Source organism: Photobacterium carnosum, assembly GCF_002849605.1.
GTDB lineage: Bacteria > Pseudomonadota > Gammaproteobacteria > Enterobacterales > Vibrionaceae > Photobacterium > Photobacterium carnosum.
The window spans coordinates 213,534-237,906 of record NZ_NPIB01000002.1; the positions used below are offsets into that span (position 1 = coordinate 213,534).

Consider the following 24,373-nt stretch of genomic DNA (forward strand, 5'->3'; position numbering starts at 1 on the left):
AATTATCGGCTTAAACTCGTTAATTATGTAAGTGACATACCGCAGAATAACGGGCAACTTTGAAGGTATAAGGGTAAGTGACATACCGCAGAATAACGGGCAACTTTGAAGGTATAAGGGTAAGTGGAATACCGCAGAATAACGGGCAACTTTGAAGGTATAAGGGTAAGCAACCATTAATGGGTTGTTGTGCATTTGCGAATTGCATTAACTGCCACCTCAACGGCGAGTGTAGTAATTAAGGTGATGAAAGCTAAAATTAAAGAAATGATAAGTATAATTGTTAGTGTAGATAGTAACCTAAAAATAAAAGTAAGGGTTAGTTGCGGTAATAGTAAGTAACTAACACTCAGGATTAATACCATAGCGATAATACCAGTAATACTATTATGAAGATCAGCTCTAGATGGTGACATGTGCAATGCAATAGATCCTGAAAGATAGACCCATACCACCAATCGCCAAAAAGAATCGTACGTTAAAAATGTAAGTAACTCTCTTGAAAGTTCATTGATAGTAAGCAGCATACAATTAGATATTGTCGTCAAACCACTGAGTTTTATCGTACTTACACTAAGAAAAATATTATTGATGTTTGAACCGGGAAGCAAGATGTTGTTCACTAAGTAAATCGCTAACACTCCACCAAATAAAGGCGCAATACCAATAAAACAACTCCCCGCAGTTTCGAATAAATTATTTTTATTAAATGAATGAACCACACTACCTAGAGTACCATCAGCAGAAGGACTGTATAACGAAATTTTATGTATTTTATGCCTAAATAATATACATAATAAACAGTGACTTAGTTCATGTATTGGTGTGCCAATAATAGCAGATGAATTTATACCTTTAGAAAACATTCTTACATGGATGCTAAAAGAAAAATGTTGCAGAGAGTAAAGTAAATACATTAAAACAATGTCAATTAATGTTGTTGTTATGATAGCTTTGTTCATCGATTTGTCGTCTTTATTGATTTGCAGAAGACATATTAACAATAACTTTTGAAATCGTGTTCTATTTTGATAGTCTATTAGTATAGTTTCGTATGTTAATTACAAAATCCACCTCATATTTATGCTTTTTGAGATGGTTTATCTGTTTTTTCTTTTTAAACTATGCGGTTGAATTATTTAGTAGGATATATTGATTGATGATTAATGAATGCGATGTTATGAATACTACAAAGATGGAGCTCTTAGATGTAGCCTCATCTTTGTGGGATTTTCACTGCTCTAAAAACACAAAGTCATTTTCTCTGCAAGCACGTATGATTTGTGGATGTTCTGTTGTGAGCCTTTATTGTATTAATGTTCATGGCCATACCACCCCCGTAATGATTAATGCTATTTGGGCTAAAAAGATAGCCAGCATTTTTAATTGTCATAACCATACCTATCTAAATAACATCATAAGCCATGTTCATTTAGTTATAATGAGCACTGGCGCGTATCAAATTAAATTTAAGTAAGTTGCTAAAAAATGAAAAAAAAATTAACAAGTTTAATTGTCGCTAGCGTATTCGGATCATTTTTGTGTGGAACAGCATTTAATGCGTACAGCTATTCGACTAAAGATTCAAAAGATGTAGATAAACAAAAGGTTGAAGTTAAACATGCAGCAATTGCACCTCCGCAGCTAGAACAGCTAATTAAAAATGGGGTGGTTAAATTAGTTGAAACCTTTAAACATGGAAATTATGTTGGTTATCTAGTTGAGAGCGATGGAGAGTACCATCTGTATTGGGCTACAAACGATAACATGGTCATTGCTGGACCGTTAATCGATGCTAACGGATACAATATTACAGATCAGTATTTGAATGAAAAAATGCCTAAACCTGATTACTCCGCAATTTATAAAGACATTTTGAGTGATAAGGGCGTAATTAATACTCATCCTGAATATAAAAGCGACAAAGGTACAATGTATGTTTTTGTTGAACCATTCTGCGGTTGGTGTGCCAAGTACCATCAGCAACTAGAACCGTTAATTAAAAATGGACTAAACGTTAAATGGGTACCGGTTTCATTTCTATCTGAAAAAAGTAATGGTGTTATTCAACATGTGTTCGACCAAGCTAATCCGTCTGAAGCTTGGGATCTACACGTAGATTCTCTTCATAAGTCTGAACCGATAGTATCTGTAGCAACAGAAGCAACCAAAGCTGCAATTTCAGGTAATTCAGAATTAATGCAGAGATTAGGCGCAAAGGGAACGCCAGCAACAGTTTATATGTTAAATGGCAAAGTGCATGTTGGCGGTATCATGGAACAAAGTAAGCTGATTGCTTTGGCTGAACAGTTAAATGCTGAACGTATAGGAAAATAGGATCGAGGTTGACGATGATTAATCTAAAGAACATTGTTTTGTCCACTGTAATCGTCGGATTTGTGGGTTTGTCGTTATCAACATACGCAAAAGCCATAACAGCAACAAATGATTATGATAGTTCTAAAGATTTAAAGATTGTCGGCCAAGATAATAATCTTAATAATGTCCGTGATGATGTTGATGAAATTATTGATGAGTCAGTAATTGGTAATCCACTACTAAAAACAGAGTTGCGACGGTATGCTTGGGCGTTAGAACAGTATATGCAAGCGCAAACACCGACACAGATTATTAATTATACATACTCAATGGATGCTCCTCGATGGTGTAGCATCGCATTAGGTATTTCTGATGATGATTACTCTGAATATGCCGCTATCGTGTTTAATCAAATGATTAATACAACTCAACGGAAACTAGCCGTGGCTAAAGTTGACATGCGATTAAGGAATTTAGGCTACGTATCAAAAAGGATGCGACCTTTTTCTGATTATTGTGAAAAGGGATTAATATAACCGCCGTTGGCGGTTTTTTTTGCATTATACTTGATTATTTTATATTTTCTCTTGCGATTTTAACGAACAACGTTATTATGTCGCCACAAATTTCAAGGTGTCAATTCCAACAATTGATGTCATATTCCAAGAATAGATGTCATAAACCTATCCTTGATACTCTCTATTCTCTTAAAGTAATTCTCACTAAAATAGCTAACTCGCTACCTAACACAAATGGATTGAGAGTGAGCTATGTTTGATACGTTATTCAAGAGTAATGGTAAAAAAGTTAAGTATATGGGTATGGTAAATATCCGAAAATATTTTGAGGTATGTCTAGGGAGTTATTATAATCCAAAGACTGAGTATGTCGTACTGTGGTATGGGAAAATATACTATTATCGTAGACGTAAAACGGTTCAAGTGTACTTTCTAAATTCTACTACCAAAAAACAAGTTGTAGTCGGAGTATCAATCAAATCAATATTAAAGTTACCTATAGGGTCTATTTGGGTTGATGGTATCTGTGAGGAGAAGTACGATTTTGAAACATTATATACCACGTTAGATGCATATAACGATAAGCAACAAGAACGCCCAAACCTTACATATACTAACCATTTTGGTATTTCAGCGAATAAAGGCGATTATATTCTTGAGCCTGATAACTATCCAGTTGATGACATTAAAACAGACTCTAATACAAACCTCGTTGTACAGACTGGTAATACTAAAATAGTTATCCCATCGGTTTTATTTTTTGTTGCACACTATGGGGTATCGAAAGAAATCAATAAAGTTCTAATTAGTTATCACAAAGAGGAAGCCGAAGAAAGGTTGAATATAAATGATAACTACGGTGATCTGATTACCATACCTGATCGATGTGTAATTGCCGACGCTGTATTCTTATTCTATTTGAAAACAAATAGTTATACCAAAAAAGTAGTTTGGAATCTCAATTCAAGAATGCTTAGAAATGATAGGCAGTACCTTTCTCTAATGGCTCAGCCTTATCATAAGCAAGAAATTCAACTTAAGATATTAGGTTTGAAAATTGATGATCAGACCATACTTTGTACCGAAATTTTAGGTATGTCTATGCCACAGGGATCTGAAATAGAGTACAGGATAGATAAGCCTAATTCTGCCACATACGGTGAAGGTGTTGAACCTCAAACATTAAAGTTTCAACCAATCTACAACACTATTGAATCTGATGAAATAATATTAGAGGCTCAAAGAGATGCTAATAATATAACCACTGCTGTAGTAAGGCATAGAATAGAGCAGATAGGTAAGATAAGGGCGCTTGTGAAGAGCGAGGATTTAACTTTAGATGAAGTTATAGATACTTGTAACTCAAAGGTTGTAAGGTTACCTCAACATGAGCCCAACACCTTTTCAGATGGAGAGGACGGCAATGCTAATGGTGATATTGGCAGGATCCAAGTTCTAGTAGAGAGTGGTGCGATTCATCCAATAAAGAACAACTTTGAGCGTCTATTACGTTATGCTCAAGATCTTAAAGTCACTTCGGGCTACTCACCTGTAGTCATAGATTGCGTAAATTTGGCTAACGATAATATATTTATTGGTGAGACGGTGCATGGCATGCATATAGCGCAGTATGACTCTAGTGTGGAAGTAGTTTTCGTTATGCGTCTGAGTTTTGAAAAACATGGGCTTTTTTATATATTTGATTGTCAGAAAAAAGGCAGCCAAACTAGCGGTATTGTTATAAAAGTAGCAAATGAAGATATCTTTATAAGAGATGCGATACGACGAATTTTAAGTCAGTTATTTAGAAATAACGGTCGGTTGGCCGATGTAAGTGAAATATCTGGATTTAGTACCATCAAATATTTTAAACACACGAACGGCGAGAGTTCCAATTGGGTTAAAACTGCAATAGATAATTGGTTGCAAGTAGTGAACTAATTGTTTTCTGTATTTGTGTAATTCTCTATTGAGCATTAAAATATTCCAAATTATTTGAGTAGGGGTGTGTAGAAGCATCGGGCTTAGAAATTGTTCGAAGTGCAGCATTTTGTTGATAATATAACCATAAAATATCACGAGCTTCCTAAGGTGAAATACTGTCGTAGATACAGGACAAAAAGTGGACTTCCACGCACCATGATGGAAGCTAGATTTCAGTATGCTAATCAAGGATTTTCACTCTTTGAGGTGTATGCTGCAGATATTGATACACGCCTATCGACGCTTATCGTTAAGGTTGACAGCTACGACCAACTTGAACGCAAAATACCAGAGTTTATGACAAAGGTAGTCAAAGGGTCCCCATCTTGGACAGATGTGGCGGCGCTGTTTGATAATTCCAATACACTCCATCATCCTATTGGCTTTTATGAAAAAGAGTTCAATGAAAGGGTGATACAAAAATGGTTGAGTGGACTGCAAAAAAATTGCTCTTATTCTCTGAAAACGAGAGTAACACCTAAACAAGTATCTTATGGTTGGGGTGATTGCCACATATCTTGATATTCTATAAACATTAGGGGCTGTATAGAATTCAAATCAGCGGCAGCCAGATAAAGACACAAGCGAGAATTACGGCAGCCTCATAGCTGGCTTTAAGCTTATCATAGCGTGTAGCAATGCCTCTGAAGTGTTTTAACCTAGCAAAGGCGTTTTCTACTAAATGGCGACAGCGATATAAGTACCAATCTAGCGTATCGTTATTGCTTTTAGAGTTGGACTTAACGGGTATTACTGACTCAGCACAATGTTCAAAGATACAATCTCTTATGTCGCTACTATCATAGCCTCTGTCTGCTACAACAGCCTTAGTCTCTTTTTTGATGGTACTTTTAATTAAAGCGTTGGCCATTTTAGAATCATGTACTTGGCCTCCTGTCAGCGCCACATGAACAGGGTTACCACAAGCATCAACCATGAGATGTAACTTGCTGCTATTGCCAGCAACGCTGGTGCCGATGGCTTCATCACGACAACTGGCAGCGCCTGTACTGTGCTGATGTGCTTTTACCACGCTACCATCTATAAATAACCATTCACTATCGTAGTCTGCTGTCATTATGGACATCAGTTGTTGCCATTTACCCGTTTTACGCCAATAGCGGTATTGATGATATACGGTAGACCACTTGCCAAAGCAGGTTGGTAAGTCGCGCCATGGACAGCCAATACGTATGCGGTACAACATCGCTTCGACTGTTCGTCTTAGATTGGGCTTGTTATATATGTTAATTTGTCGCAATATATCAGACAGCTTTTGCCATTGTTCATCAGTGAGCATGGTACGAGCCATAAGTAACGCCTTTTCTCTTTGTTGTGGTAAACAAGAGTGTAAGGCGTTGCTTATTTTTTTCAACTATCTCCCAATTCTATACAGCCCCTAATTTTACAGGTCTTTTTTATGACAACAAGCAATCAACAACGTGCCGAACTACACCGCCAAATTTGGCAAATTGCAAACGAGGTTCGGGGCTCAGTCGATGGCTAGGACTTTAAGCAGTATGTATTGGGTACGCTGTTCTATCGTATTATAGAACAAATAATCGCTTCTTTTGATTACTTCTATTTATTGGAGACGCTTACCATGTTAGTAGATAATAATGATAGTCTGATAGGTATAAAGGGGTGAGGCATTGCTACATCAACTAAAAGAAAATGGGTATGTTTTCATATCAAGTGATGCTAATAGCTCAATACTTGATGTAGCAAAAAGCGTTGGTGATGTATTCAAGATTCCAACAATGCCTTTGGTTCAGACTCTCACACCAAGACTTAAAAAAGATGAACATGAAAGTACGTACAGTGGTAACTTTGGGATCGATGAGTTCCCGTTTCATACCGATTTAGCACACTGGCATACTCCACCAAGGTTTTTTCTTCTAAGGTGTGTTACTCCTGCACCAAATGTTTATACAAAACTCATCGATAGCAGATATTTATGTGACTCTCTTGACTCTGTACTTGTTAGTAGGTCTCACTTCAAACCAAGAAAAACTTTAGATAGAACTGCCAATATATTAAAAATCAAGGAAGGCGAAATATTTAGATGGGATTCCATTTTCATTAAGCCTATCAATAATAGTGCCAAAAAATTAAGCTTACTTATTCAAGATAAGTTAAATATAACGGAAGCAGTCAACCTGAGTCTTGCTAAAGAAGGTGACTGTCTACTGATCGATAATTGGCGAATGGTTCATGCAAGAGATCCTATATCTGAGAAAGAAATGAATAGGAAAATAGAAAGAATTTATTTTGAAAAGGTGATAATTTGAATATTACAAGAACAGCTCATGAATGGTCTAAACATTCCTTTTTTTCTAAAGCTCAACGCTATGCTGAAAAAATGCTAGAGAAAAACCATTCTGATTGGGAGTTTGGATTTTGGTCTGCTTTAACGTTAGAGATACTAGTTCGTGCGTCTATCTCAAATATATCACCAACGTTGGTTGCTGATGGAAAGGACTGGAATAATATTTTATACGCTTTGGACAAGACCCCCAATCAGAAAAAATTTATTGCCAAATCTGCAGATATATCTGATTTATTAAGAAGAGCAGAGAGTCTTTTTCCTGATTTCACAACTGAAATGTTGAGCTTTAGTCTTATACATATAAACAAAAGGAATAGTGAGCTACATTCAGGTTCATTACCTTTTGACGATGTTAGTTCTTCCTCATGGATGCCAATGTTTTATTGGGTTTGTAAGGTGTTATCGGAATCGTCAGGAGAAACCTTATCTACATTATTTGGAACGGAAACTGCTGCCGAAGCGGAAATTCATATAGAAGCTTTACGCGATGCAAGTGCCAAATCTGTTAAAGGAACTATTCACGCACATACCGTCATCTGGAATGAAAAGACGGAAGAGGAAAAAGAGCAACTAATAGCACAAGCTGAATTACTCTCAAATAAGCATAGAGGGCACAGAGTACAATGCCCTGCTTGTAATAGCGTTGCTTTATTACAAGGAAGCTCAATTGGTGTGCCTAGAAACGAAATTGTCGATGACGGAATTGTTGAGAAACAATCTATGCTCCCATCCAGTTTTGAATGTACAGCTTGTGGTTTGAAAATACTGGGTTACTCCAAACTTGTAGCGTGTGAGTTAGGAAATACCTATACAGCTACTAACCACTATTTACCTATGGATTACTTTGGAATAGATATTGAAGAAGAAATGCGGGCTGCTATGTTTGAAGACAACAACGAACCATTCTAATGATAGCAGCAAAAGTTAATAATTATATAAAAATGGATTCTATAATGGCTAAAAACGAATATATTGATGCTGTACCTGAGGATATTGATAATCTAAAAACACTTGCTAATAATAAAATTAGTTATAAATCAAGAAATGAGGCAATTGATATACTTGAGAAGTACAAGTGTCGTCAAAGTATTGATATATTGTGGCGCTTAATGATGAACGATAGAGTTTACTCTGTTCAACATAAGGCATTTCTTGCATTACAAAATTTTGGCGAGCAAGTTCACCTACCTAGAAAGAGAAAAGGTCACTTAGTCAAAGATATTAATAAGAAGTTAGGGGTTGTTCAAAGAGCCTTCAATGACAGCGAATACTCACCTAATGAATTCCTTGAAAAATTTAAATCAATGTACCCTGAAGCTTACGACATATATTCGTATGAAAAAGGGACTAAAATGCAAAGCTGGGTAATAAATACTCTTAATAGTCTACCTAAAAAATAGCATACTTTTACGGAGTCAGGCACAGCTACATTGACTACTGGGAAAAATGATAAAATCAATAGCAATTATTCCTTCATGTTTATCTGTAAGCGCGCATTTAAGCAGTGCGCTTAGCTATAATCGAAGTCTAGCTGCACATTCCACGGCATTAGGTCGGTAAAATCATCATCACCCTCATCTCGATTCGGCAACGTTTTAAATAAATGCACAAAGTAGTAATAAGGATTGATGTCATTGGCACGGCAGGTCATCACAATACTATAAAGTATCGCGCTGGCCTGAGCACCATTAACCGATTTTGAGAATAGCCAGTTTTTTCTACCCGTGGTAAACGGCCGAATATCTCGCTCAGTAATATTATTATCAATCCCTAGTTCGCCATCTTCACTATACCGCATTAATTTCGGCCATTGATTAAGCGTGTATTTTATCGCTTTGCCAATATAACTCCCCGCCGTTACTTTACCTTCGGCTTCATCAAGCCACGCTTTAAAGTGCATTAATATGGGTAAGGCTTTTTCTTGTCGTAACTGATACCGCGCTTGAGGAGATAACTGTTTGTTTTTAGCGTGGGTTTCCAGTTTATATAATTGGCTGATAAAGCTGATGGCTTTATGCGCTCGACCTTTGTTTTTCGACTCTGCTTTTAAGGCATCGTTATATTTGCGTCTAGCGTGTGCCCAGCAACCAACAGGGGTAATGCCTTCAATACCGTCATAAACACGGTAACCGTCGCACTGTAAATAGCCTTGATAACCGGCAAGAAATTCTTTTGCGCAAGCGCGACTTCGACCTGCTTGGTAATCGTAAATCACGACAGGCTCACGGCTGACCTCATTGCTGCGATAAACCCACATGTAGGAATTGCTGCTAGGGTTGTCACCTTCATCTAACACTTGTGTACGGGTTTCATCGGCACATAAACTGTTCTCACTAAGCAAGTGACGTTGCATGGCTGCCACTAAGGGGCTGATTAGCAGGCCCGCTTTAATACACCAATTAGCTAATGTTCCGCGCGATAGTTCAAGGCCGCCACGGCCCAGTATGTCAACGAAACGATAAAGCGGTAAGGCATCGCAGTATTTGCCCGTAACAACCGCCGATAACGCTTCTGGACTCGCAATGCTGCCAGGAATAGGCTGCTTGGGTTTAGGCGCGGTGATTATTTTACTGGCCAATTGTTCATGCTCGCAATGTCTGCAAGCATATTTAAATTGTTTGTGCTTAATGACACTGACTTTCGCCGGAATAATCTTCACTTGCTCGCTGTCTTCACTACCACATTGATGTAGTTGTTCACCGCAACACTGACACGTTAACTCGGTTAAGGTGTGCTCAACCTCTTCTCGTTCAAAGTGCTCAGCCAGTATTTGTTTACCTTTCTTATGGTGTTTAGGCGGCTCAGTCGTTTTATGCTGCTCCGCTTCATTGAAGGTGCCCCGTGGGGCTTTTTCACTTTTTTTACCGTATTTTTGGGATTTACTTAACTTAAGCTCAGCAAGCAAGTGGTCAATCCGCGATTGCATTTCAACCTTATCTTCTTGCAGTGAAATTTTATCTTTTTCTAAGCCATCAAGCTTAGCCTGCATAAGTGCAAGCTGATTTTGTAGTTCGGTGATGAGAATAGTGTCTGGCATTTTAATAGCATGACACATGGGAAAGATCGTTCAAGTAAAAAAAACGATCTGGTTAATTTACATCACTGATAACCCTGATAAAGTTGAGTGGCGGGTTTTATTATTTACCGGTAAGCCAGATAATAACCATTGTAACTGCCGTTGTTCAATCCCCATGGCTACGTGTGCTTGAGCATGATTTGGCCATTGAAATCGTCCTTGCTCTAAGCGACGATAATAAAGCCAAAAACCATTGGTATCCCAAAACAAAATTTTTAATTTATCGCGTTGTTTATTACAAAAAACGAACCACGCTTGGCTTAAAGGATCGAGAGATAGGGTATCGCTGACAATAATACTTAACCCATTGATTGATTTTCGCATGTCGGTGAATCCCGTGACCAAGTAAACTTGGTGGGTGCAAGGTGTCACAGTACGCTCAATAATTTGGCGAGTGCTTGGTGCGCTAATGTCGACTCGAAGTCTATTTGATAGCCGTTTGGTGTGGTGAGTTTAATGATTGAAGGGTGTGTAAAGGCTTGCTCATGAATAACAAACGGGATCACCTGTTGCTTTTTAACCCTTATCGTTTCGTCAGAAAGGCGTTTACGCCAAACATAGAAAGTCGATGCGTTAATGTTGTTATCACGACAAAATTGAATGATGGCTAAACCACTCGATTTTTGCTGCTCAAAAATGCCTTGCCAGTGTTTTATTTTTTGCTGTTTATTCATAATTACCTCAGGTTAATATGCTGAGTAAATTATGCATAGGTAGCATTAATATTGGTATGTGGGGTTAATTGCGCGCTTACGTTTATCTTGATCACCATCTTTCAATAACTGATATAACTTATTAATATGAATTTAGAGTAAATAATGAATACTTACCAAGACATATTTAACAAAATGTTGTATAAGACTGTTGAAAGCGCCGATTGTCGTTTATCAAAAGCTGAGCTAGAATCTTGTATAAACTCTTCTGCTTCAGATTTCATAAATGAAACTATCCCAGAGTTAGCCGATACAATTGTCTTATCATTAAATAAAGAATCCAAAAATCATCTGAAATTAATTAGAGACTATGCAGATGGGTTCGTAGATAGAAATATTGAGAGATGGAAAAGCGGCTTTGATGCTTTAGAGATTTTTATTATTACATGTTCTGAAATAGGGGAAGATTTTAATAATACCAATAGAGACCGGGCAGCTCGAGAGAATAATGTAAAATTTGACACTTTAGTTCGCTTACATGCTAGAGCCTGTCATATTTCTTCAGAGATACTTTGGTTACTTAAAGGCGGTTTTGCTGATGGTGCTCACGCACGATGGCGCGCATTACATGAGGTAGTAGTTACAGCTCTTTTTCTAAGTACTCATGAGAACGAGCTTTCCATTCGTTATCGTCAACATGAAGTAGTAGAGTCTTATAAAGGTATGACGCAATACAATCACTACGAGCCAAGACTAAATATCGTTAAATTCTCTGAAGAAGAATTAATGGAATGTAAGTTAGCTTATGAAGAATTACTTAGTAAGTATGGGCAAGAATTCAAGACTAGTTACGGTTGGGCAGCAAACGTATTAAACAATAAAAAACCTAACTTTTTCAATATTGAAGAAGCTGTAGAACTTGATCACTTTCGACCATATTATAAATGGGCAAGCCAAAACATACATGCAAATGCACATGGTATTAATAGCAAGCTTGGCCTAGCTGAGGCAAAAGAAGACGTTCTGCTAGTAGGAGCAAGCAACTCAGGTATGACTGATCCTGCTCAATTGACAGCTTTATCTCTTTCGCAGATCTCAGTCGGATTACTTAATATATATTCGAATATTGATACTTTGATTACGCAACACGTAATTGAGAAATTAAAAGAAGATATTGGCGATTTGTTTTTCAAGTCTGAGTAAACGGAACGATTTGACTACAGCATAGTATAACTACGGCGAACCTATCAGGCTCGAGCCCATCCCAAATTCTGTGTAACTGCCATTTAGATTAAATGCCTGCTTATACGGTCATCAAACATAATCATAAAGCGATTCAGGGCAGACGTCCAGTTACGGATTGGCATCGACCACTTTTTAGACGCCTGCTGGGTTGCTAGGTAGACTACCTTAAACGCTGCCTGATCAGAGGGGAACACCTTACGCTTATTCACCGCTGTCCGAATCACACTGTTTAGCGACTCTATCGCATTGGTGGTATAAATCACTTTTCTGATGTCTTTCGGGTACTCAAAGAACACCGTTAAGCCCTCCCAGTTATTACGCCAAGACTTAACCACGTGCGGATACTTATCCCCCCACACCTCATCAAAGTTCTCAAGGTTGGCCTCTGCTATCTCAAGCGTATCAGCGCTGTAGATGGCTTTTAAATCAGCCGCTATGGCCTTTTTGTCTGTCCAGGGTACAAACTTCATCGAATAGCGCACCATGTGTACGATACACAGCTGAACCTTGGCTTTGGGGTAAACGGTATTAATGGCATCAGGGAAGCCCTTTAAGCCGTCGACACAGGCAATGAGGATATCTTGTACCCCGCGGTTTTGTAGTTCAGTGAGAACACCTAGCCAGAACTTAGCGCCTTCATTCTCTGATAACCACATACCAAGCAGCTCTTTTTTACCATCAAGTCCCACGCCTAGCGCCAGATAGACAGCCTTGTTGATGATCTGCTTGTCTTGACGTACTTTAACGACAATGCAGTCTAGATAGACAATAGGATAAACACTACTCAATGGCCGGTTCTGCCAAGTGGTGATGTCATCTAATATGTTATCGGTGACTCTTGAGACAAGAGAGCTTGATATATCAACGTCGTAGAGCTCTTTGATGCTCTCTACAATCTCGGTGGTGGTTTGACCCTTGGCGTAAAGGAATATGATTTTATCATCAAGACCTGAGATACGACTTTGATGCTTACGCACTAAGGCAGGTTCAAAAGCGCCATCACGGTCTCTTGGGGTGGATATCTCAAGATCGCCTGTGTCACTGCGGACGGTCTTTTTAGTGTGTCCATTGCGCTTGTTTGGCTTATCCGCCTTTTCATGTTTGGGGTAGCCGAGATGGTCTTCCATCTCAGCTTCAAGGGCAGTATCGATAAAGGATTGCATGAGCTGCTTTTGGAAGTCTTTGATGTCATCGAAGCTTTTCATGCTACCAGCCATTTGCTCAGCCAGCTTTTTAATATCAGATTGGTTAGTCATTGCTTATTCTCCGGTTGGTGGATTATAAGCAGTTACACAAAGTTTGGGAAACTCCCTCAGGCTCCTTCCTTAGTTCGGTTCCCTAGTGAGGACTTGAATCTAAGGCTGTAGGCTACTGATATCAACCACCTTCATAGGTTGTGGAGTTTCGGTGGGATTACCGGTGTAATTTCAATGTACATTAAGCAAGCTTTTCGAGAGTAAGTTCAGTTATTCTCGTTTATATCTTATTTATCTCTATATAGAGTTAAGTTTTGGGAAGCTGATTTTCAACTTTCTTTAATAGCAAATTGATGATAAGCAGCTCTTCTTTACTAATATTCTTCATCAAGTCATTCTCTAGTTGCACATGTGATGCGATTGCTCTATCGATCAAGTTAAGGCCTTTGGAAGTTAGTTTGACTAATAAGCTTCGTTTGTCCTCTGGGTTATCAATGCGCTCAATAAGTTCCTTCTTTTCTAAATGTTGTAAGCGATTGGTCATCGTACCAGAACTCACCATCATGCTATCAAACAAAACGGTTGGGCTCATTAAATATGGGGTGCCTGTGCGTCGTAATGTCGCTAACACATCAAATTCCCAATGTGATATTTGATAATTTATCTTATAGTTAGCAGATAGCTTTCGCATTAATATAACTTCTAACCGCTTTATACGGCCTATAGTCTCCATTGCTAACAAACTATCAGTAGCAAATCCTTGGTTTTGCCACTGGCTAATAATCTTCTGTACTGCATCTTCTTGTGTACACCCTTCAGTTTGCATTGATTTACTCCTCGTTATGATTAGAATATTTATGATTTTGGAGATATTAGAATGTCTATTTCTACTGAAAATTCCTCATAGGCAGTAATAGTAGCAATATTATTATCTTGACATCAAGATATATAATGATATTCTGACATTAAGGTCATTTTCGGCCGTTAGGATATTATATGACTAAATTTACAGAGCGAAATAGCTCTCCTTGTAGAAGTGTATGGTTAGTTCCTTTAATGTGTCTTCTAGTTGGAGGCGCGTTACTTGGTATCTCTACCAACGTTGCAAAATATGCGGGTGAAATAGGTTTGTCTCCGCTTGCCTTTTTATTTTGGTCAATTGCTGGTGCTGCCACAATCTTGTTAGTTATTGCGTTACTACGCCATGAGCTTCCACCTCTCAACAAACGCAGCTTTGAATATTACTTTATCTCTGCTTTGGTCAGCGTTGCAGGCTCTAACTTACTTTTCTTTTCCGCTATTCCCCATGTCGGTGCCGGTTTTGTAGCCCTAATCATTTCCTTACCACCACTTCTCACCTATCTTGGGGCACTAGCGTTAGGGATGGAGCGATTTCAGACTGTTCGAGCTCTTGGGGTTGCAGCTGCACTTGCCGGTGCAGGTGTCCTAGCTGCCCGTAAATTTTCTGCACCAGATGCCAGTGTGTTTTGGATTTTGATAGCACTCTGTGGCCCTGTTTTGCTCGCTATTGGTAACCTCTATCGTACATTGCGTTGGCCGGAAGGAGCGTCTCCCAATGCGCTTGCTCCAGGCATGCTTATTGCGGCTGTAGTCTTACTTGGCGCAACAAGCCTCCTACCTGACTTCTCACTTACTGTTCCACTGGGAGGTTTCCTGCCACTTGGTTTAATTACCTTACAGGCCTTCATATTCGCCGGTCAGTTTCAGTTATTATTTCTACTTCAAAAAACGGGTGGCCCGGTTTTATTAAGCTTATTAGGATCTGTTGGAGCAATTGTAGGTGTACCTGTCGCTGTTTTTTTACAAGGTGAATCTCCACCGGACGGACTCATTCTAGGCGCCTCTTTGATTGCACTCGGTGTAGCACTTGTTACATGGGGTGGTATGAAAATGATGACACTATCGAAACAAAAACTTGAAGTGCCTGATAAGACCTGAATTTAAAAAGTTTGATTTCCTTTGTAAGTTTATTCAATAAGCCTGACCAACCTTAATCACACGATATAAATAACATTCTATTTAACAAAATTTAAAAGGATAAAAATATGCCGCAATCCAATTCAGCCAACCTGCAACAAGCCTTCACTAAACGTCGGTCCATTTATGCTTTAGGTGGCAACTTAACGGTAAAACCACAAGCAATTATTGATATTGCTGAGCGCACAATACTAAATACCCCTTCAGCCTTCAACTCACAGACGACACGTCTGGTAGTGTTGTTTGGTAAGCAGCATAAGCAGCTATGGGATATCACCGAAACCCATTTACGTAAGGCGGTTGGCAGTAACGACTTTTCAGGTAGTAAACAAAAAATGGATGGTTTTCGTGCGGCTGTGGGTACAGTTATGTTTTACGAAGATAAGGAGGTTATACAATCGTTACAAGATAAGTTTGAGCTATATGCTGATAGATTTCCTATTTGGGCGCAGCAAACCTCAGCAATGCATCAATATGCTATGTGGTTAGAATTGAGTGCTTTAAATATTGGTGCAAATCTTCAGCATTATAATCCACTAATCAATAATGATATTGCATCAGCTTTTTCAATTCCTAAGCAGTGGGAACTGGTTGCTCAAATGCCATTTGGTAACATCGTTGAGCCAGCTGGCGAAAAAACCTATCAGTCAGCCAGTGAACGTATCAAAGTGTTTGGGCTGTAGTAATAATGCCTTGATGCTAATGTCAGTATGTTTGGACATCCTAAAGTCAGGTTTTCTCGAATATATACAGTAGGCAGAGCCATTAAGTTTTACGACTTTTTAGATTTAAAATGCTAGCGTATATTTGATTATTGCTTGGTACTACTGCAAAAGATAACCAATTAAAATCGTGATGATGCATCGACTCATAACTAAAAAAGATACATAAACAAGAGTGTGAGGTAGGAAATGAGTAAGTTTAGTTATAGCCAATGGATACTAGCCACCATAACAATAATCGTAGGTCTTAATCTTAGGCCTATTATGGCCTCGATATCTCCAATCGTACCTGTGTTAGCAAACGATATAGGAATAAATAATCAAACTGCTGGACTATTGACTACTTTGCCAGTTGCAATGATGGGCTGCTTTGCGCTTTTAGGTCCCAGAATTCAATCTAGAGTAAGCGAGTATATAGGTATATTAGCTGGATTGTTGGCGATAGCGCTTTCTTGTGGCTACCGATTTTTTACTGACTCTACATTACTTCTACTGATAACGTCTCTCATTGGAGGCATTGGTATAGCAATCATCCAAACTCTGATGCCCGCCTATTTAAAAAGAATTGCGCCAGATAATGCTAGCGTTTTTATGGGGTTATTTACAACAGGCATTATGGCTGGGGCTGCGATCTCAGCTGCTACAACCTCTCCTTTAGAAGGAGCATTTGGATGGAATATCGCTTTATCGATTATGGCTATCCCTGCCATATTGGCAATTATACTGTTTTTCTATTATATGCCACATATCAAGAGCAGTAGAAACGGCTATTTGCCTCTACCTATAAAATCTAAAAATGCATGGCTGTTAATGCTTTTCTTTGGCATAGGAACAGGCGCATACACATTGGTTCTAGCTTGGTTGCCATTAAATTACACCCAGCTTGGGTGGAGTAGAGATGCTTCTGGCGCTTTACTAAGTATTTTAACGGTGGCAGAAGTAGTTTCTGGCATCTTAATTTCTATATTTATCAAAAAATTCAACGATCGCCGAAAGCCATTATTTGTCACTCTATTGCTCATATTAGTTGGTTTAATATTGCTTATCTATATCCCCTCAAAGCTTGCATTTTTAACCGTTATAATTTTAGGTTTAGGGATTGGTGCTTTATTTCCTTTATCTTTAATCGTAGCGCTTGATTACGCTTCTAACGCCAAGCAAGCAGTGACTTTATTAGCTTTTGTGCAAGGTGGGGGATACTTAATCGCTTCAGCATTCCCGTTCATGGCAGGTGTTTTGATTGATGTTTCAAGTGATTTAACGGGAGCGTGGATTGGAATGATTGTTGGGGTTTTACTGCTACTCACTATTTGTAATAAATTCTCTCCACGAGATTTTGTGGTTCGTTATTAGCATAGCTCAAGGGAAGAGGTTGATTACAATCAGGTCATTTTTGACTTTGCTTACAACATTGATGATCTCACAAAAATAAGGGTCGGTGCTCGAACGATAAAAAATATAAATTATTTAGTCGCCAATACTCAGTACGAAACGTGGTGTCAGCAGATACAGTTATACGAATGTCTAAGCTATCTGCTCACCAGGGCAAAATTAAACAACTTGGCACCACCTATTGGTGAGAAGTTAATAAGCTTACTTAGAAAATGTTTGACTGAGTGCTCTGTATCAGTCATGTATTACATAATATGGAAAGCAGTTGAAAGTGCAGCAGCCTTCGCACAAAAACCAGATATCACTCGAAAACATGCATCAAACGCTATTTCTGGTAACATTGAACGAGTTTTCGGTAAGATATCTAGTGGCAGTTGGCACTACCCTAACAAATCTTATCGCGATGCCAGTCACCCTCAGTCTGCGATGGCCAAAATATTTTTTGATTACGTGTTTGGCTTAGATGATTGTGGTTTTCACAATACCTTAGATGAGCTATTCAATCCATATAAGATGCAGCAAACTATTGAGAAAACAAGCTATTCAACTTTGGGAAGTGCGCAAATCACCAGTTATTCAGTGGCTATTGGTGATTTGAAAATAGTATAGATAGGTTTTTTTTCAGTATGACTGGTAATTATCCAATGAAAACTGAACTGCCCCTGTACTCTCTCAGGATGCTGAGCCTCCAACGATCGCCGGGCAGTTCAAATAAGATTCATATTGTCCTCTGTGTCTTTATAACCCAATTCAACCAACATATCTCTATTTAATTACAATATTCTAAAAGTTAGTCAGCTAGATGCTAAGTGGTGTGGTGTTTATTATATTTTTGGTAGCCAATACTCTTTTTGATCAAATACTGTTTTAAACATATCTTCATCGCATGGCTCGGTAGGTAATGTCCTAAGCGTCTTCACTTGAATATCCACCTGATGAAAATAACTCATACTCATCTGTATCCACATCAGTTCATCCTTGTCCGATAACGGTTTAGGTTGGTCATAAAGCACCATCATTTTCTGTTCAATCTCTTTCTTCTTGAGCTTTTGAACATCATCCTTACTAGGCTTGTTGCAAGCCAAGTTCAAACCGTAACTTTTGTTCAAAAAAGCGATGAAACCATATAATGCGCTGTACTGACCTTGCTTAACTAGCAAATACCCATCCAATTGTTCCTGACTTGGCGTATGCAAGCCTTCGATGTCGTATTTAGTACATAGGTCTATTGCAGGCTGCAAGGCTAATCTGACGGATTTAAGCGAGGTTTTACCCATAAGCAGTTTTTGCTCTAAATATTGATGATATTCAATGATGCAACGAGGCACTTTACCGTCAAGTTTAGCCAGCAAGTTAACAATGCGCTCGTCCTCTGCAATCTGATCTTTAATCTTGGGATCTACCACAACTTGCTTAGTTTTAATCAGCCACCGCAGTACCGTGAGGTACTCACGTAGTCCATTTGGCTTGAACTCATGTACCAGTGATTCATAACAGGGTATCTTGCCCCATAGCTCATCACAGTGAACAAAGAAATTGATGAAATGGGTATGTTTAAGAGTGGCGGTCTTGCTACCAAGCTCGGCCTTAAACCATATTGTAAAAGCAGTATAAGCTTGTCTCATCAGATCGGACGATAAAAGGTAGGAGTTAGTCCTTGTCTCAAGCTCTAATCTTTGTGACCAGTAACAGTCATCACATCTTTTACCCATACCCGCAGGCATAAGCTTATCGCAACTCTCGCAGGGGATCTCACCTAAGTCATGGCATTTTTGACACGCCATACCTTCCTCAGTATCAACAAGCTCTCTATACTTGTGACATCGAGGGCATGTCGCTCTAAAGTGCCCTTGATAGCAGGTGACACACACCGCCTGATCATGAGATAGTTTAGAGTAGCGACTAACACCTCTTTTAAACTTACCGCACTCAAAGCATTCCTTTTCAGCCTTAAAGTAGCCCTGATAGCATATCTGACAGACTCGTCCATACTCCGTATTAGCTCCATTTTTAACCGTCGCGCCGCCACAACGAATGCAGGGCTGACTCATACGACAAGATCTACAGACGGCAAAGTCCTCTTTTTTATGCAGACGATTTATCTTACCGCACTGACTACAAGGCTTTTTAACAAACCATATGCGATAACAATTGGCGCAATAGGTATCATCTTTATAGCGTCTTTTTATCTCAACGTTTTTATTACCGCAGGAGTTGCATCGATGTTTAGTCTTCTCTATGCTTGTCATAACTTTCTCTCATCTGCATCTTGCGCTTAAGTCTATTCCATGCCGTCATTACCGCTTTGGGTGAGGCGGGTTGTATATCCACTGATTGTGCTTTGTGTTGCCGCGTAGGTACTCTATGGAGCTGATCGCATACCTCGCTAAAGGCTTTAGGTATAACCGTGTACTTTGACCACTGGAAGCTGTTTTGGGTAATATTAAGAGCTAAGCAAGCCTTGATCCACTCATCACCGTCAACTTGCAATAGGTAGTAGGCGCACTCAAGCAATACCGCTCGTTCTTCTATCGGCAAATAATCAAATCTGAGTGCCGTTTTGGGTAGTGATAAAGCGCTAGTATCAATCTCTAGTACAGTCAGTAGCTTGCCGAACATATAGTTGGGATTGTGCAGACCTCGCCTGACTAGATTTATTAAAAATAGCAGGTACTCAAACCACTGAGCCATACTGACCAATTGCCCCAAAACAATGCCTTGCTTACTGAAAAAAGCCTGATCAGCAAGCAATTGAAACTTATCAAGCGCAGCGCTTGGCTTTATATCTGATATAGCTTTATCTATCTTATAAAGACAGGAGTGACAGCGATTGATGAACTGCTGCTCTGCACTTAAAAGCTGGGGCTGATAAGGCTGATTGCAGTACCCACAATCTACCTGCAAGAATGTCTTATGCTTAGAGCAGCAGACAGACCATGTAAAGCGCCATTGCAACTTAAGGTAAGCCTCTTTATCATCGCTCATGCAGTCAGGACAAAAGGGATAACCTAGCCTTGAATAGCGGTTGCGTTTTGATAAAGGTGCTGTCCAAAGTAGAGGTTTTTTGTTGTCTGATTTAACTGACGTATCATCCAAGAAGTCGATCAATATTTGATTATCGAAAGTATCGATGTTGTGACCTGCTAGAGTTGCAATATCAGATCTGATTTGTCCATCGATATGATTAAAACCTTTATCAACGTCATATGTCCAAATACGATACTTAGGCCAGTAGTAGTAGGTAAAGGTCAAAGGACTACATCCGTGTCTAAGCGCGGCGCGTACTAGCCAAGATGTTAAGCTCTCACCGTATAGAAAAGGTGTGGCAAAAGTCAGTGGTTTTACCCAATAATTCTGCGTAGCCCTTTGGTCGGTTTTAGACATGACTTGCCCCTGATACTCTCAACAGTGATTTCTTCTTCACCTGACTCAATGGCGTTAATAGCGCAATCGTTAATTAAACGCTTAACATCGCCAAGGTTGCCTGTGCTAATGCTATAGATTAAATTGACCTTTTCAGTCTCAATGAGTTTAGACGGCTTTTTAAGTGGTAAAATCTTCTCAAAACTACCAACCAGACGCTTAAACTCTTTATCATTTGACCATAAAGAAAGCTCAGCGACATCAAAGCGACTAGCGTGTTGTGGGTCAGTGTGTAGAATACGAACAGCGTCTTTAGTGCCACAAAGCACGATAGGCATAAGCAATTCGTTACATAAGAATTTGATAACATTCATAATGGCTCGTTGCTGTCTGGCTGTACCCGTAAGCATTGAATGAACTTCGTCAATAATTAGTATCTTGACGTTGGTGTGTCTAAAGGCGTTAACGACTTGGTATCTCAATTTATTGGCAGCATCGGTTGGTCTGTATGGCAGCTTAAACGCTTCAATAATAGAGATGTACAAATCCTTTTCACTGGCAGTTGGAGGCGCTTGGATTTTGACTATAGGTATAACTAATGTCTCATCAACCGTATGATTTTCTCCGAACTTATCATAAAAACGATTTATGATTGTGGTTTTGCCATTATTGGAATCTCCAATAAGCAGCAAGTTTGGCATACGATGTTGCTTTACATGGTTCATCAATCCCTGCATAACATCAATAACCTGATTTGCTGTGTTGTAGCCTACCCACCTTGGAGAGTGGATAAATTCAATCCTTTCTTTATCGGGTAGATGAGCGATATGCCTAAATTTTTCATGAATGTGGGTGTATAAAGATTCGCTCATCAGTCAATATCCTCAAAGTATAGATTGTCATCATTGTCATCAGACTCATCAAGGCTTGTCTCTACCGCCTTTTTGTTTAAAATCCTAGTCGATTCTGGCAACGTGTCTAGTATATCTACCTCTTCACTTTCATCTGATTTCAACTTACCGTACATTGTTTGCGATTTAGTATGAGATTTTTTACGCTGCTCACTTCTAAGTACCTTTTTAGTCGTATTTTTAGACTCTTCAACTATGGTCTGCATATCTTGTAATGCTTGATATATCAGCGCCTCGTTAACAGTTCCTGACTCCTGTTTGACTTGCTTATAAACTTTCCTATACTCCCAAAGGCTAATTGGCGGCAGAACTTGATTTGCTAGTGGTACAGGAAAGTATTGTAGTAACTCAGGATCATAAAACCATATTCTAGTAATATCCCTTGGATCTTGCCTAAAGATAAACTTAGTCTTATTACCATTGTCATCAGTATGATTAATGAAGTTGTTTAAGCAAGCATCGTAATATTGCAAGCCATCTATTGTTGTTCCATTCCTTTGAATAGTACGCAGGGCACTCGGCATAAAATCCAGTACCAGCGTATGACGGTCTGATGGGATTGGTGGTAATCCAATACCGCTTTCAAAGCCTTCACCAAATATACCTATGCGCCACTGTTCTTTAGGGCTACGTTCAATGCTTGAATGTATACTTTCGTGATAATCCATCGTGATGTAGGTCAAGAACCATTTTTCAAACTCATGCAAGGTTAAACTGGCATGTTTTTCAGAGTTGTATTCGTCTTTTTCTTTAATGTTAGAGAAAGTAGTGCCCGGCAATTCATGTACACGCTTCATTATAGTGCCAATCAATCGTTCAATATGACCACCATACTCAGGTCTTGCTACTGGCCTAAATTCAAGATTGATACCATGAAAGGCGCAAGACTTCTGCAAACTCTCAGCTCTAAAATCAGAACCATTATCGACGTGGATTTTTTTAGGCATACCGAAGACATTCCATTTCACATCGGATAATCCAAACTCAAGCAACAACTCATCTTTTGGTAAAATACTTCGTGAGATGCACATACTAACCGAAGTAACAGAGGGCGCATCTAGTGAAATATAATAGCCTGTAACCATGCGACTATAGACATCAATAGCCACTGTAATGAATGGTCTACCAATAGGTCTTCTATGCTTATCATCAACCAGTATCAAATCTACTGGTGTGTGGTCTATCTGAATAACACTGAGAGGGTAGTTGGCGTCAGGAAACTGACCTGCTTTAGCGGTGAATTTTTGTTTTGCACGTTTTCTCTGACCACGACCGCGCAATAGGTCTTTCTCTTTGATTTCTTTGATACGGTTACGGATGGTGTTCTTACTAGGTTTCTCAATATCCTCTACATAACAACGCCTATGAATCTCTCTGATAGTGGCTTGCACATTAGGTCTTTGAACAGTAAGGTAAAAATTATTGATGACTTCGCTAATAAGGTTTTCTGTCTCACCATTTAGACGTTTAGCCCCTTTTCTCCAGCCTCTTTTTTGATCAATTAAGGATCCAATTGAGCCTGTCGATTGATAAGCGTCAACCCATCGTCTAAGAGTACGACTAGAAACCCCAACTTCTTTAGATCTTCTCTCATAACCCTGTTCACCTCGATAGTTGTCCTCGCCATACCAGTCGTCCTCCATAATGAGTGGGGTGATAGCTAAGTACTTCTTTTGAGCTTCTTGCCATTCATCATCGCCAATATCATTAAGATCGATGACAACAGAAGTATTTGCACCGTCTATCACGTTATCGAAGTCATGGATTGATAAAACTTGATTTCTCAGTGTTTGCAAGTTTTTAAACACGGCTTGATTTAGATCATCAAGGTACTCGATAAGCTGGTACTCATCGTTATCAGTTTTATTACGATAAATGCCGCCAAGCACCATTTGAATATGGTCACGGCTATATTTACTGTTAGTGTCGAAATGAGAACTCATCCTTAGTCCTATTGGTTTGGTTACGATTTCAGTGTCCAACATGCCAGACCTCCATTTGCGGGTCTTTAACGTCATCCCAAATATCAAACCCGATTTGCTTATTTGCCATTAGGTGCCAAACCAGAGCCTGTCCATCATGTCGGTAAAGCTTAGATTTGAAGTACCTCTCTAAGATATAGTCAACACTAGTGATGCCACGTTGCTTAATATCAGTGAGTATTACTTCAACCTCTTCGTTATTAATTCTTATGGTTTCATAAGTTCTCAGAAAGTTAATGTTATCAAGCGCCTCATGTCTAATCCTGTCTTCATCGAATATGATGAATCTGATACCTTTTTCCTTACAATACAGTTTAGCTGCCTTCCACTTGTCAGACCAATCACGCCAGTTTAGTTGCCACTCTCGTTTTGGTTTAACCTCTGCAATAAACGACTTACCCGATTTAGCATCTAACTCCACATAATAATCAGGCGTATAACGATAGGTTCTGCCATTTTTATTAAAAGGTATCTTCACAGGCTGAGGTGTGATGTTCTTAACATCTTCCCGAAAAGCATGATAAATAATAAAATCTCTTTCTAAAGTCGATTCGTAAGCAAGCGGCTTTTTCTTGTAAGAAATGACACCTGAAACACTCCGTCTTGTCGGTTTTATTTTACGAGCTTGATGTTTGAACATTATGACACCTATTTCTGGTAATTTGTAAGAATCTGACACTTATTAC

General features: G+C 39.0%; 25 protein-coding genes. 12 read left to right on the plus strand and 13 right to left on the minus strand.

Translation table 11 applies throughout. The annotated features are described in order from the left end of the window. Positions 1-19: 19 nt before the first annotated feature. Both CIK00_RS21160 and CIK00_RS03695 read right to left on the minus strand, forming a co-directional pair. Positions 20-208: a hypothetical protein gene (locus CIK00_RS21160; protein ID WP_144043144.1), complete on the minus strand. Its 189-nt coding sequence runs from the start codon at positions 206-208 to the stop codon at positions 20-22. Further along, a complete protein-coding gene (locus tag CIK00_RS03695; RefSeq protein WP_101767587.1) occupies positions 177-962 on the minus strand; it encodes a hypothetical protein in 786 nt (261 codons plus the stop codon). Before CIK00_RS03695 ends, CIK00_RS21160 begins: the two co-directional genes overlap by 32 nt. A gap of 526 nt (positions 963-1,488) precedes the next feature. On the opposite strand from CIK00_RS03695, the gene CIK00_RS03705 reads away from it, so the two are divergent. The 4 genes from CIK00_RS03705 (at position 1,489) to CIK00_RS03720 (ending at position 5,342) form a co-directional block, all read left to right on the plus strand. Then, a complete protein-coding gene (locus CIK00_RS03705; protein ID WP_101767589.1) occupies positions 1,489-2,337 on the plus strand; it encodes a thioredoxin fold domain-containing protein in 849 nt (282 codons plus the stop codon). A 38-nt stretch (positions 2,338-2,375) separates the two neighbouring features. After that, positions 2,376-2,855 (plus strand): hypothetical protein, encoded by a 480-nt coding sequence (locus CIK00_RS03710; RefSeq protein ID WP_144043145.1) that lies wholly within the window; start codon positions 2,376-2,378, stop codon positions 2,853-2,855. A gap of 234 nt (positions 2,856-3,089) precedes the next feature. After that, positions 3,090-4,778: a hypothetical protein gene (locus tag CIK00_RS03715; protein ID WP_101767591.1), complete on the plus strand. Its 1,689-nt coding sequence runs from the start codon at positions 3,090-3,092 to the stop codon at positions 4,776-4,778. Positions 4,779-4,877: 99 nt separating this feature from the next. Continuing rightward, positions 4,878-5,342, plus strand: coding sequence for a Tn7-like element transposition protein TnsE (locus tag CIK00_RS03720; protein WP_267893085.1), 465 nt, complete (start codon positions 4,878-4,880; stop codon positions 5,340-5,342). Positions 5,343-5,373: 31 nt separating this feature from the next. On the opposite strand, the gene CIK00_RS03725 is transcribed toward CIK00_RS03720, so the two are convergent. Further along, complete coding sequence (locus tag CIK00_RS03725; protein WP_101767593.1) at positions 5,374-6,132, minus strand: IS5 family transposase; 759 nt, start codon at positions 6,130-6,132, stop codon at positions 5,374-5,376. A 340-nt stretch (positions 6,133-6,472) separates the two neighbouring features. Between CIK00_RS03725 and CIK00_RS03730 the strand changes: the two genes are divergently transcribed. Genes CIK00_RS03730 through CIK00_RS03740 form a run of 3 tightly spaced genes read left to right on the plus strand, consistent with a single transcriptional unit; the run spans position 6,473 to position 8,549 of the window. Continuing rightward, positions 6,473-7,111 carry a Fe(II)-2OG oxygenase family protein gene (locus tag CIK00_RS03730; protein WP_101767594.1) on the plus strand — a complete coding sequence of 213 codons (639 nt, stop codon included), beginning with the start codon at positions 6,473-6,475 and terminating at the stop codon, positions 7,109-7,111. Further along, on the plus strand, positions 7,108-8,058 hold the full coding sequence (locus CIK00_RS03735; protein WP_101767595.1) for a hypothetical protein: 951 nt from the start codon (positions 7,108-7,110) through the stop codon (positions 8,056-8,058). The genes CIK00_RS03730 and CIK00_RS03735 overlap by 4 nt, the downstream gene beginning before the upstream one ends. A 44-nt stretch (positions 8,059-8,102) precedes the next feature. Continuing rightward, complete coding sequence (locus CIK00_RS03740) at positions 8,103-8,549, plus strand: hypothetical protein (RefSeq protein ID WP_101767631.1); 447 nt, start codon at positions 8,103-8,105, stop codon at positions 8,547-8,549. Between the two features lie 110 nt (positions 8,550-8,659). Here CIK00_RS03740 and tnpC read toward each other — a convergent pair whose 3' ends face one another. The 3 genes from tnpC to tnpA are packed head-to-tail and all read right to left on the minus strand — an operon-like array spanning position 8,660 to position 10,899. After that, positions 8,660-10,186 (minus strand): IS66 family transposase, encoded by a 1,527-nt coding sequence (gene tnpC, locus CIK00_RS03745; protein ID WP_373322852.1) that lies wholly within the window; start codon positions 10,184-10,186, stop codon positions 8,660-8,662. 57 nt (positions 10,187-10,243) lie between these two features. Next, on the minus strand, positions 10,244-10,597 hold the full coding sequence (tnpB, locus tag CIK00_RS03750; protein WP_024605589.1) for an IS66 family insertion sequence element accessory protein TnpB: 354 nt from the start codon (positions 10,595-10,597) through the stop codon (positions 10,244-10,246). Further along, positions 10,594-10,899, minus strand: a complete 306-nt coding sequence (tnpA, locus tag CIK00_RS03755) for an IS66 family insertion sequence element accessory protein TnpA (RefSeq protein WP_010555472.1) — start codon at positions 10,897-10,899, stop codon at positions 10,594-10,596. The genes tnpB and tnpA overlap by 4 nt, the downstream gene beginning before the upstream one ends. A gap of 144 nt (positions 10,900-11,043) precedes the next feature. Between tnpA and CIK00_RS03760 the strand changes: the two genes are divergently transcribed. Continuing rightward, complete coding sequence (locus CIK00_RS03760) at positions 11,044-12,081, plus strand: DUF5677 domain-containing protein (protein ID WP_101767597.1); 1,038 nt, start codon at positions 11,044-11,046, stop codon at positions 12,079-12,081. Between the two features lie 83 nt (positions 12,082-12,164). Here CIK00_RS03760 and CIK00_RS03765 read toward each other — a convergent pair whose 3' ends face one another. Both CIK00_RS03765 and CIK00_RS03770 read right to left on the minus strand, forming a co-directional pair. Next, a complete protein-coding gene (locus CIK00_RS03765) occupies positions 12,165-13,379 on the minus strand; it encodes an IS256 family transposase (protein ID WP_101767598.1) in 1,215 nt (404 codons plus the stop codon). A 247-nt stretch (positions 13,380-13,626) separates the two neighbouring features. Beyond that, a complete protein-coding gene (locus CIK00_RS03770; RefSeq protein WP_101767599.1) occupies positions 13,627-14,145 on the minus strand; it encodes a MarR family winged helix-turn-helix transcriptional regulator in 519 nt (172 codons plus the stop codon). 170 nt (positions 14,146-14,315) lie between these two features. Between CIK00_RS03770 and CIK00_RS03775 the strand changes: the two genes are divergently transcribed. From CIK00_RS03775 to CIK00_RS03790, 4 genes are all read left to right on the plus strand, one after another. Continuing rightward, complete coding sequence (locus CIK00_RS03775) at positions 14,316-15,278, plus strand: DMT family transporter (RefSeq protein ID WP_101767600.1); 963 nt, start codon at positions 14,316-14,318, stop codon at positions 15,276-15,278. Positions 15,279-15,385: 107 nt separating this feature from the next. Next, positions 15,386-16,000, plus strand: coding sequence for a nitroreductase family protein (locus CIK00_RS03780; protein WP_101767601.1), 615 nt, complete (start codon positions 15,386-15,388; stop codon positions 15,998-16,000). A gap of 228 nt (positions 16,001-16,228) precedes the next feature. Continuing rightward, positions 16,229-17,392 carry an MFS transporter gene (locus CIK00_RS03785; RefSeq protein WP_101767602.1) on the plus strand — a complete coding sequence of 388 codons (1,164 nt, stop codon included), beginning with the start codon at positions 16,229-16,231 and terminating at the stop codon, positions 17,390-17,392. Between the two features lie 279 nt (positions 17,393-17,671). Next, the gene (locus CIK00_RS03790) at positions 17,672-18,040 is read left to right on the plus strand and encodes a hypothetical protein (protein ID WP_101767603.1); all 369 of its coding nucleotides are present in this window, start codon (positions 17,672-17,674) and stop codon (positions 18,038-18,040) included. Between the two features lie 215 nt (positions 18,041-18,255). Here the strand turns inward: CIK00_RS03790 and CIK00_RS03795 are convergent, their stop codons facing one another. The 5 genes from CIK00_RS03795 to CIK00_RS03815 all read right to left on the minus strand — a co-directional run bounded on the left by CIK00_RS03795 (position 18,256) and on the right by CIK00_RS03815 (position 24,327). Continuing rightward, on the minus strand, positions 18,256-19,215 hold the full coding sequence (locus CIK00_RS03795; RefSeq protein WP_144043146.1) for a hypothetical protein: 960 nt from the start codon (positions 19,213-19,215) through the stop codon (positions 18,256-18,258). Between the two features lie 442 nt (positions 19,216-19,657). Next, complete coding sequence (locus CIK00_RS03800; RefSeq protein WP_101767605.1) at positions 19,658-20,815, minus strand: TniQ family protein; 1,158 nt, start codon at positions 20,813-20,815, stop codon at positions 19,658-19,660. Continuing rightward, entirely contained in the window at positions 20,773-21,666 is an 894-nt protein-coding gene (locus CIK00_RS03805) for a TniB family NTP-binding protein (protein WP_101767606.1), read from the minus strand. Before CIK00_RS03805 ends, CIK00_RS03800 begins: the two co-directional genes overlap by 43 nt. After that, positions 21,666-23,690, minus strand: coding sequence for a Mu transposase C-terminal domain-containing protein (locus CIK00_RS03810; protein ID WP_167388507.1), 2,025 nt, complete (start codon positions 23,688-23,690; stop codon positions 21,666-21,668). The genes CIK00_RS03805 and CIK00_RS03810 overlap by 1 nt, the downstream gene beginning before the upstream one ends. Then, positions 23,677-24,327, minus strand: coding sequence for a TnsA endonuclease N-terminal domain-containing protein (locus CIK00_RS03815; RefSeq protein WP_101767608.1), 651 nt, complete (start codon positions 24,325-24,327; stop codon positions 23,677-23,679). Before CIK00_RS03815 ends, CIK00_RS03810 begins: the two co-directional genes overlap by 14 nt. Positions 24,328-24,373 lie beyond the last annotated feature (46 nt).

Coding starts and splice junctions, on each gene's coding strand:
- CIK00_RS21160 (WP_144043144.1), bottom strand. CDS start 208: ATGCAATTCGCAAATGCACAACAACCCATTAATGGTTGCTTACCCTTA.
- CIK00_RS03695 (WP_101767587.1), bottom strand. CDS start 962: ATGAACAAAGCTATCATAACAACAACATTAATTGACATTGTTTTAATG.
- CIK00_RS03705 (WP_101767589.1), top strand. CDS start 1,489: ATGAAAAAAAAATTAACAAGTTTAATTGTCGCTAGCGTATTCGGATCA.
- CIK00_RS03715 (WP_101767591.1), top strand. CDS start 3,090: ATGTTTGATACGTTATTCAAGAGTAATGGTAAAAAAGTTAAGTATATG.
- CIK00_RS03725 (WP_101767593.1), bottom strand. CDS start 6,132: ATGGCTCGTACCATGCTCACTGATGAACAATGGCAAAAGCTGTCTGAT.
- CIK00_RS03740 (WP_101767631.1), top strand. CDS start 8,103: ATGGCTAAAAACGAATATATTGATGCTGTACCTGAGGATATTGATAAT.
- tnpC (WP_373322852.1), bottom strand. CDS start 10,186: ATGCCAGACACTATTCTCATCACCGAACTACAAAATCAGCTTGCACTT.
- tnpA (WP_010555472.1), bottom strand. CDS start 10,899: ATGAATAAACAGCAAAAAATAAAACACTGGCAAGGCATTTTTGAGCAG.
- CIK00_RS03760 (WP_101767597.1), top strand. CDS start 11,044: ATGAATACTTACCAAGACATATTTAACAAAATGTTGTATAAGACTGTT.
- CIK00_RS03765 (WP_101767598.1), bottom strand. CDS start 13,379: ATGACTAACCAATCTGATATTAAAAAGCTGGCTGAGCAAATGGCTGGT.
- CIK00_RS03770 (WP_101767599.1), bottom strand. CDS start 14,145: ATGCAAACTGAAGGGTGTACACAAGAAGATGCAGTACAGAAGATTATT.
- CIK00_RS03775 (WP_101767600.1), top strand. CDS start 14,316: ATGACTAAATTTACAGAGCGAAATAGCTCTCCTTGTAGAAGTGTATGG.
- CIK00_RS03780 (WP_101767601.1), top strand. CDS start 15,386: ATGCCGCAATCCAATTCAGCCAACCTGCAACAAGCCTTCACTAAACGT.
- CIK00_RS03785 (WP_101767602.1), top strand. CDS start 16,229: ATGAGTAAGTTTAGTTATAGCCAATGGATACTAGCCACCATAACAATA.
- CIK00_RS03790 (WP_101767603.1), top strand. CDS start 17,672: ATGTATTACATAATATGGAAAGCAGTTGAAAGTGCAGCAGCCTTCGCA.
- CIK00_RS03795 (WP_144043146.1), bottom strand. CDS start 19,215: ATGGCGTGTCAAAAATGCCATGACTTAGGTGAGATCCCCTGCGAGAGT.
- CIK00_RS03800 (WP_101767605.1), bottom strand. CDS start 20,815: ATGTCTAAAACCGACCAAAGGGCTACGCAGAATTATTGGGTAAAACCA.
- CIK00_RS03805 (WP_101767606.1), bottom strand. CDS start 21,666: ATGAGCGAATCTTTATACACCCACATTCATGAAAAATTTAGGCATATC.
- CIK00_RS03810 (WP_167388507.1), bottom strand. CDS start 23,690: ATGTTGGACACTGAAATCGTAACCAAACCAATAGGACTAAGGATGAGT.
- CIK00_RS03815 (WP_101767608.1), bottom strand. CDS start 24,327: ATGTTCAAACATCAAGCTCGTAAAATAAAACCGACAAGACGGAGTGTT.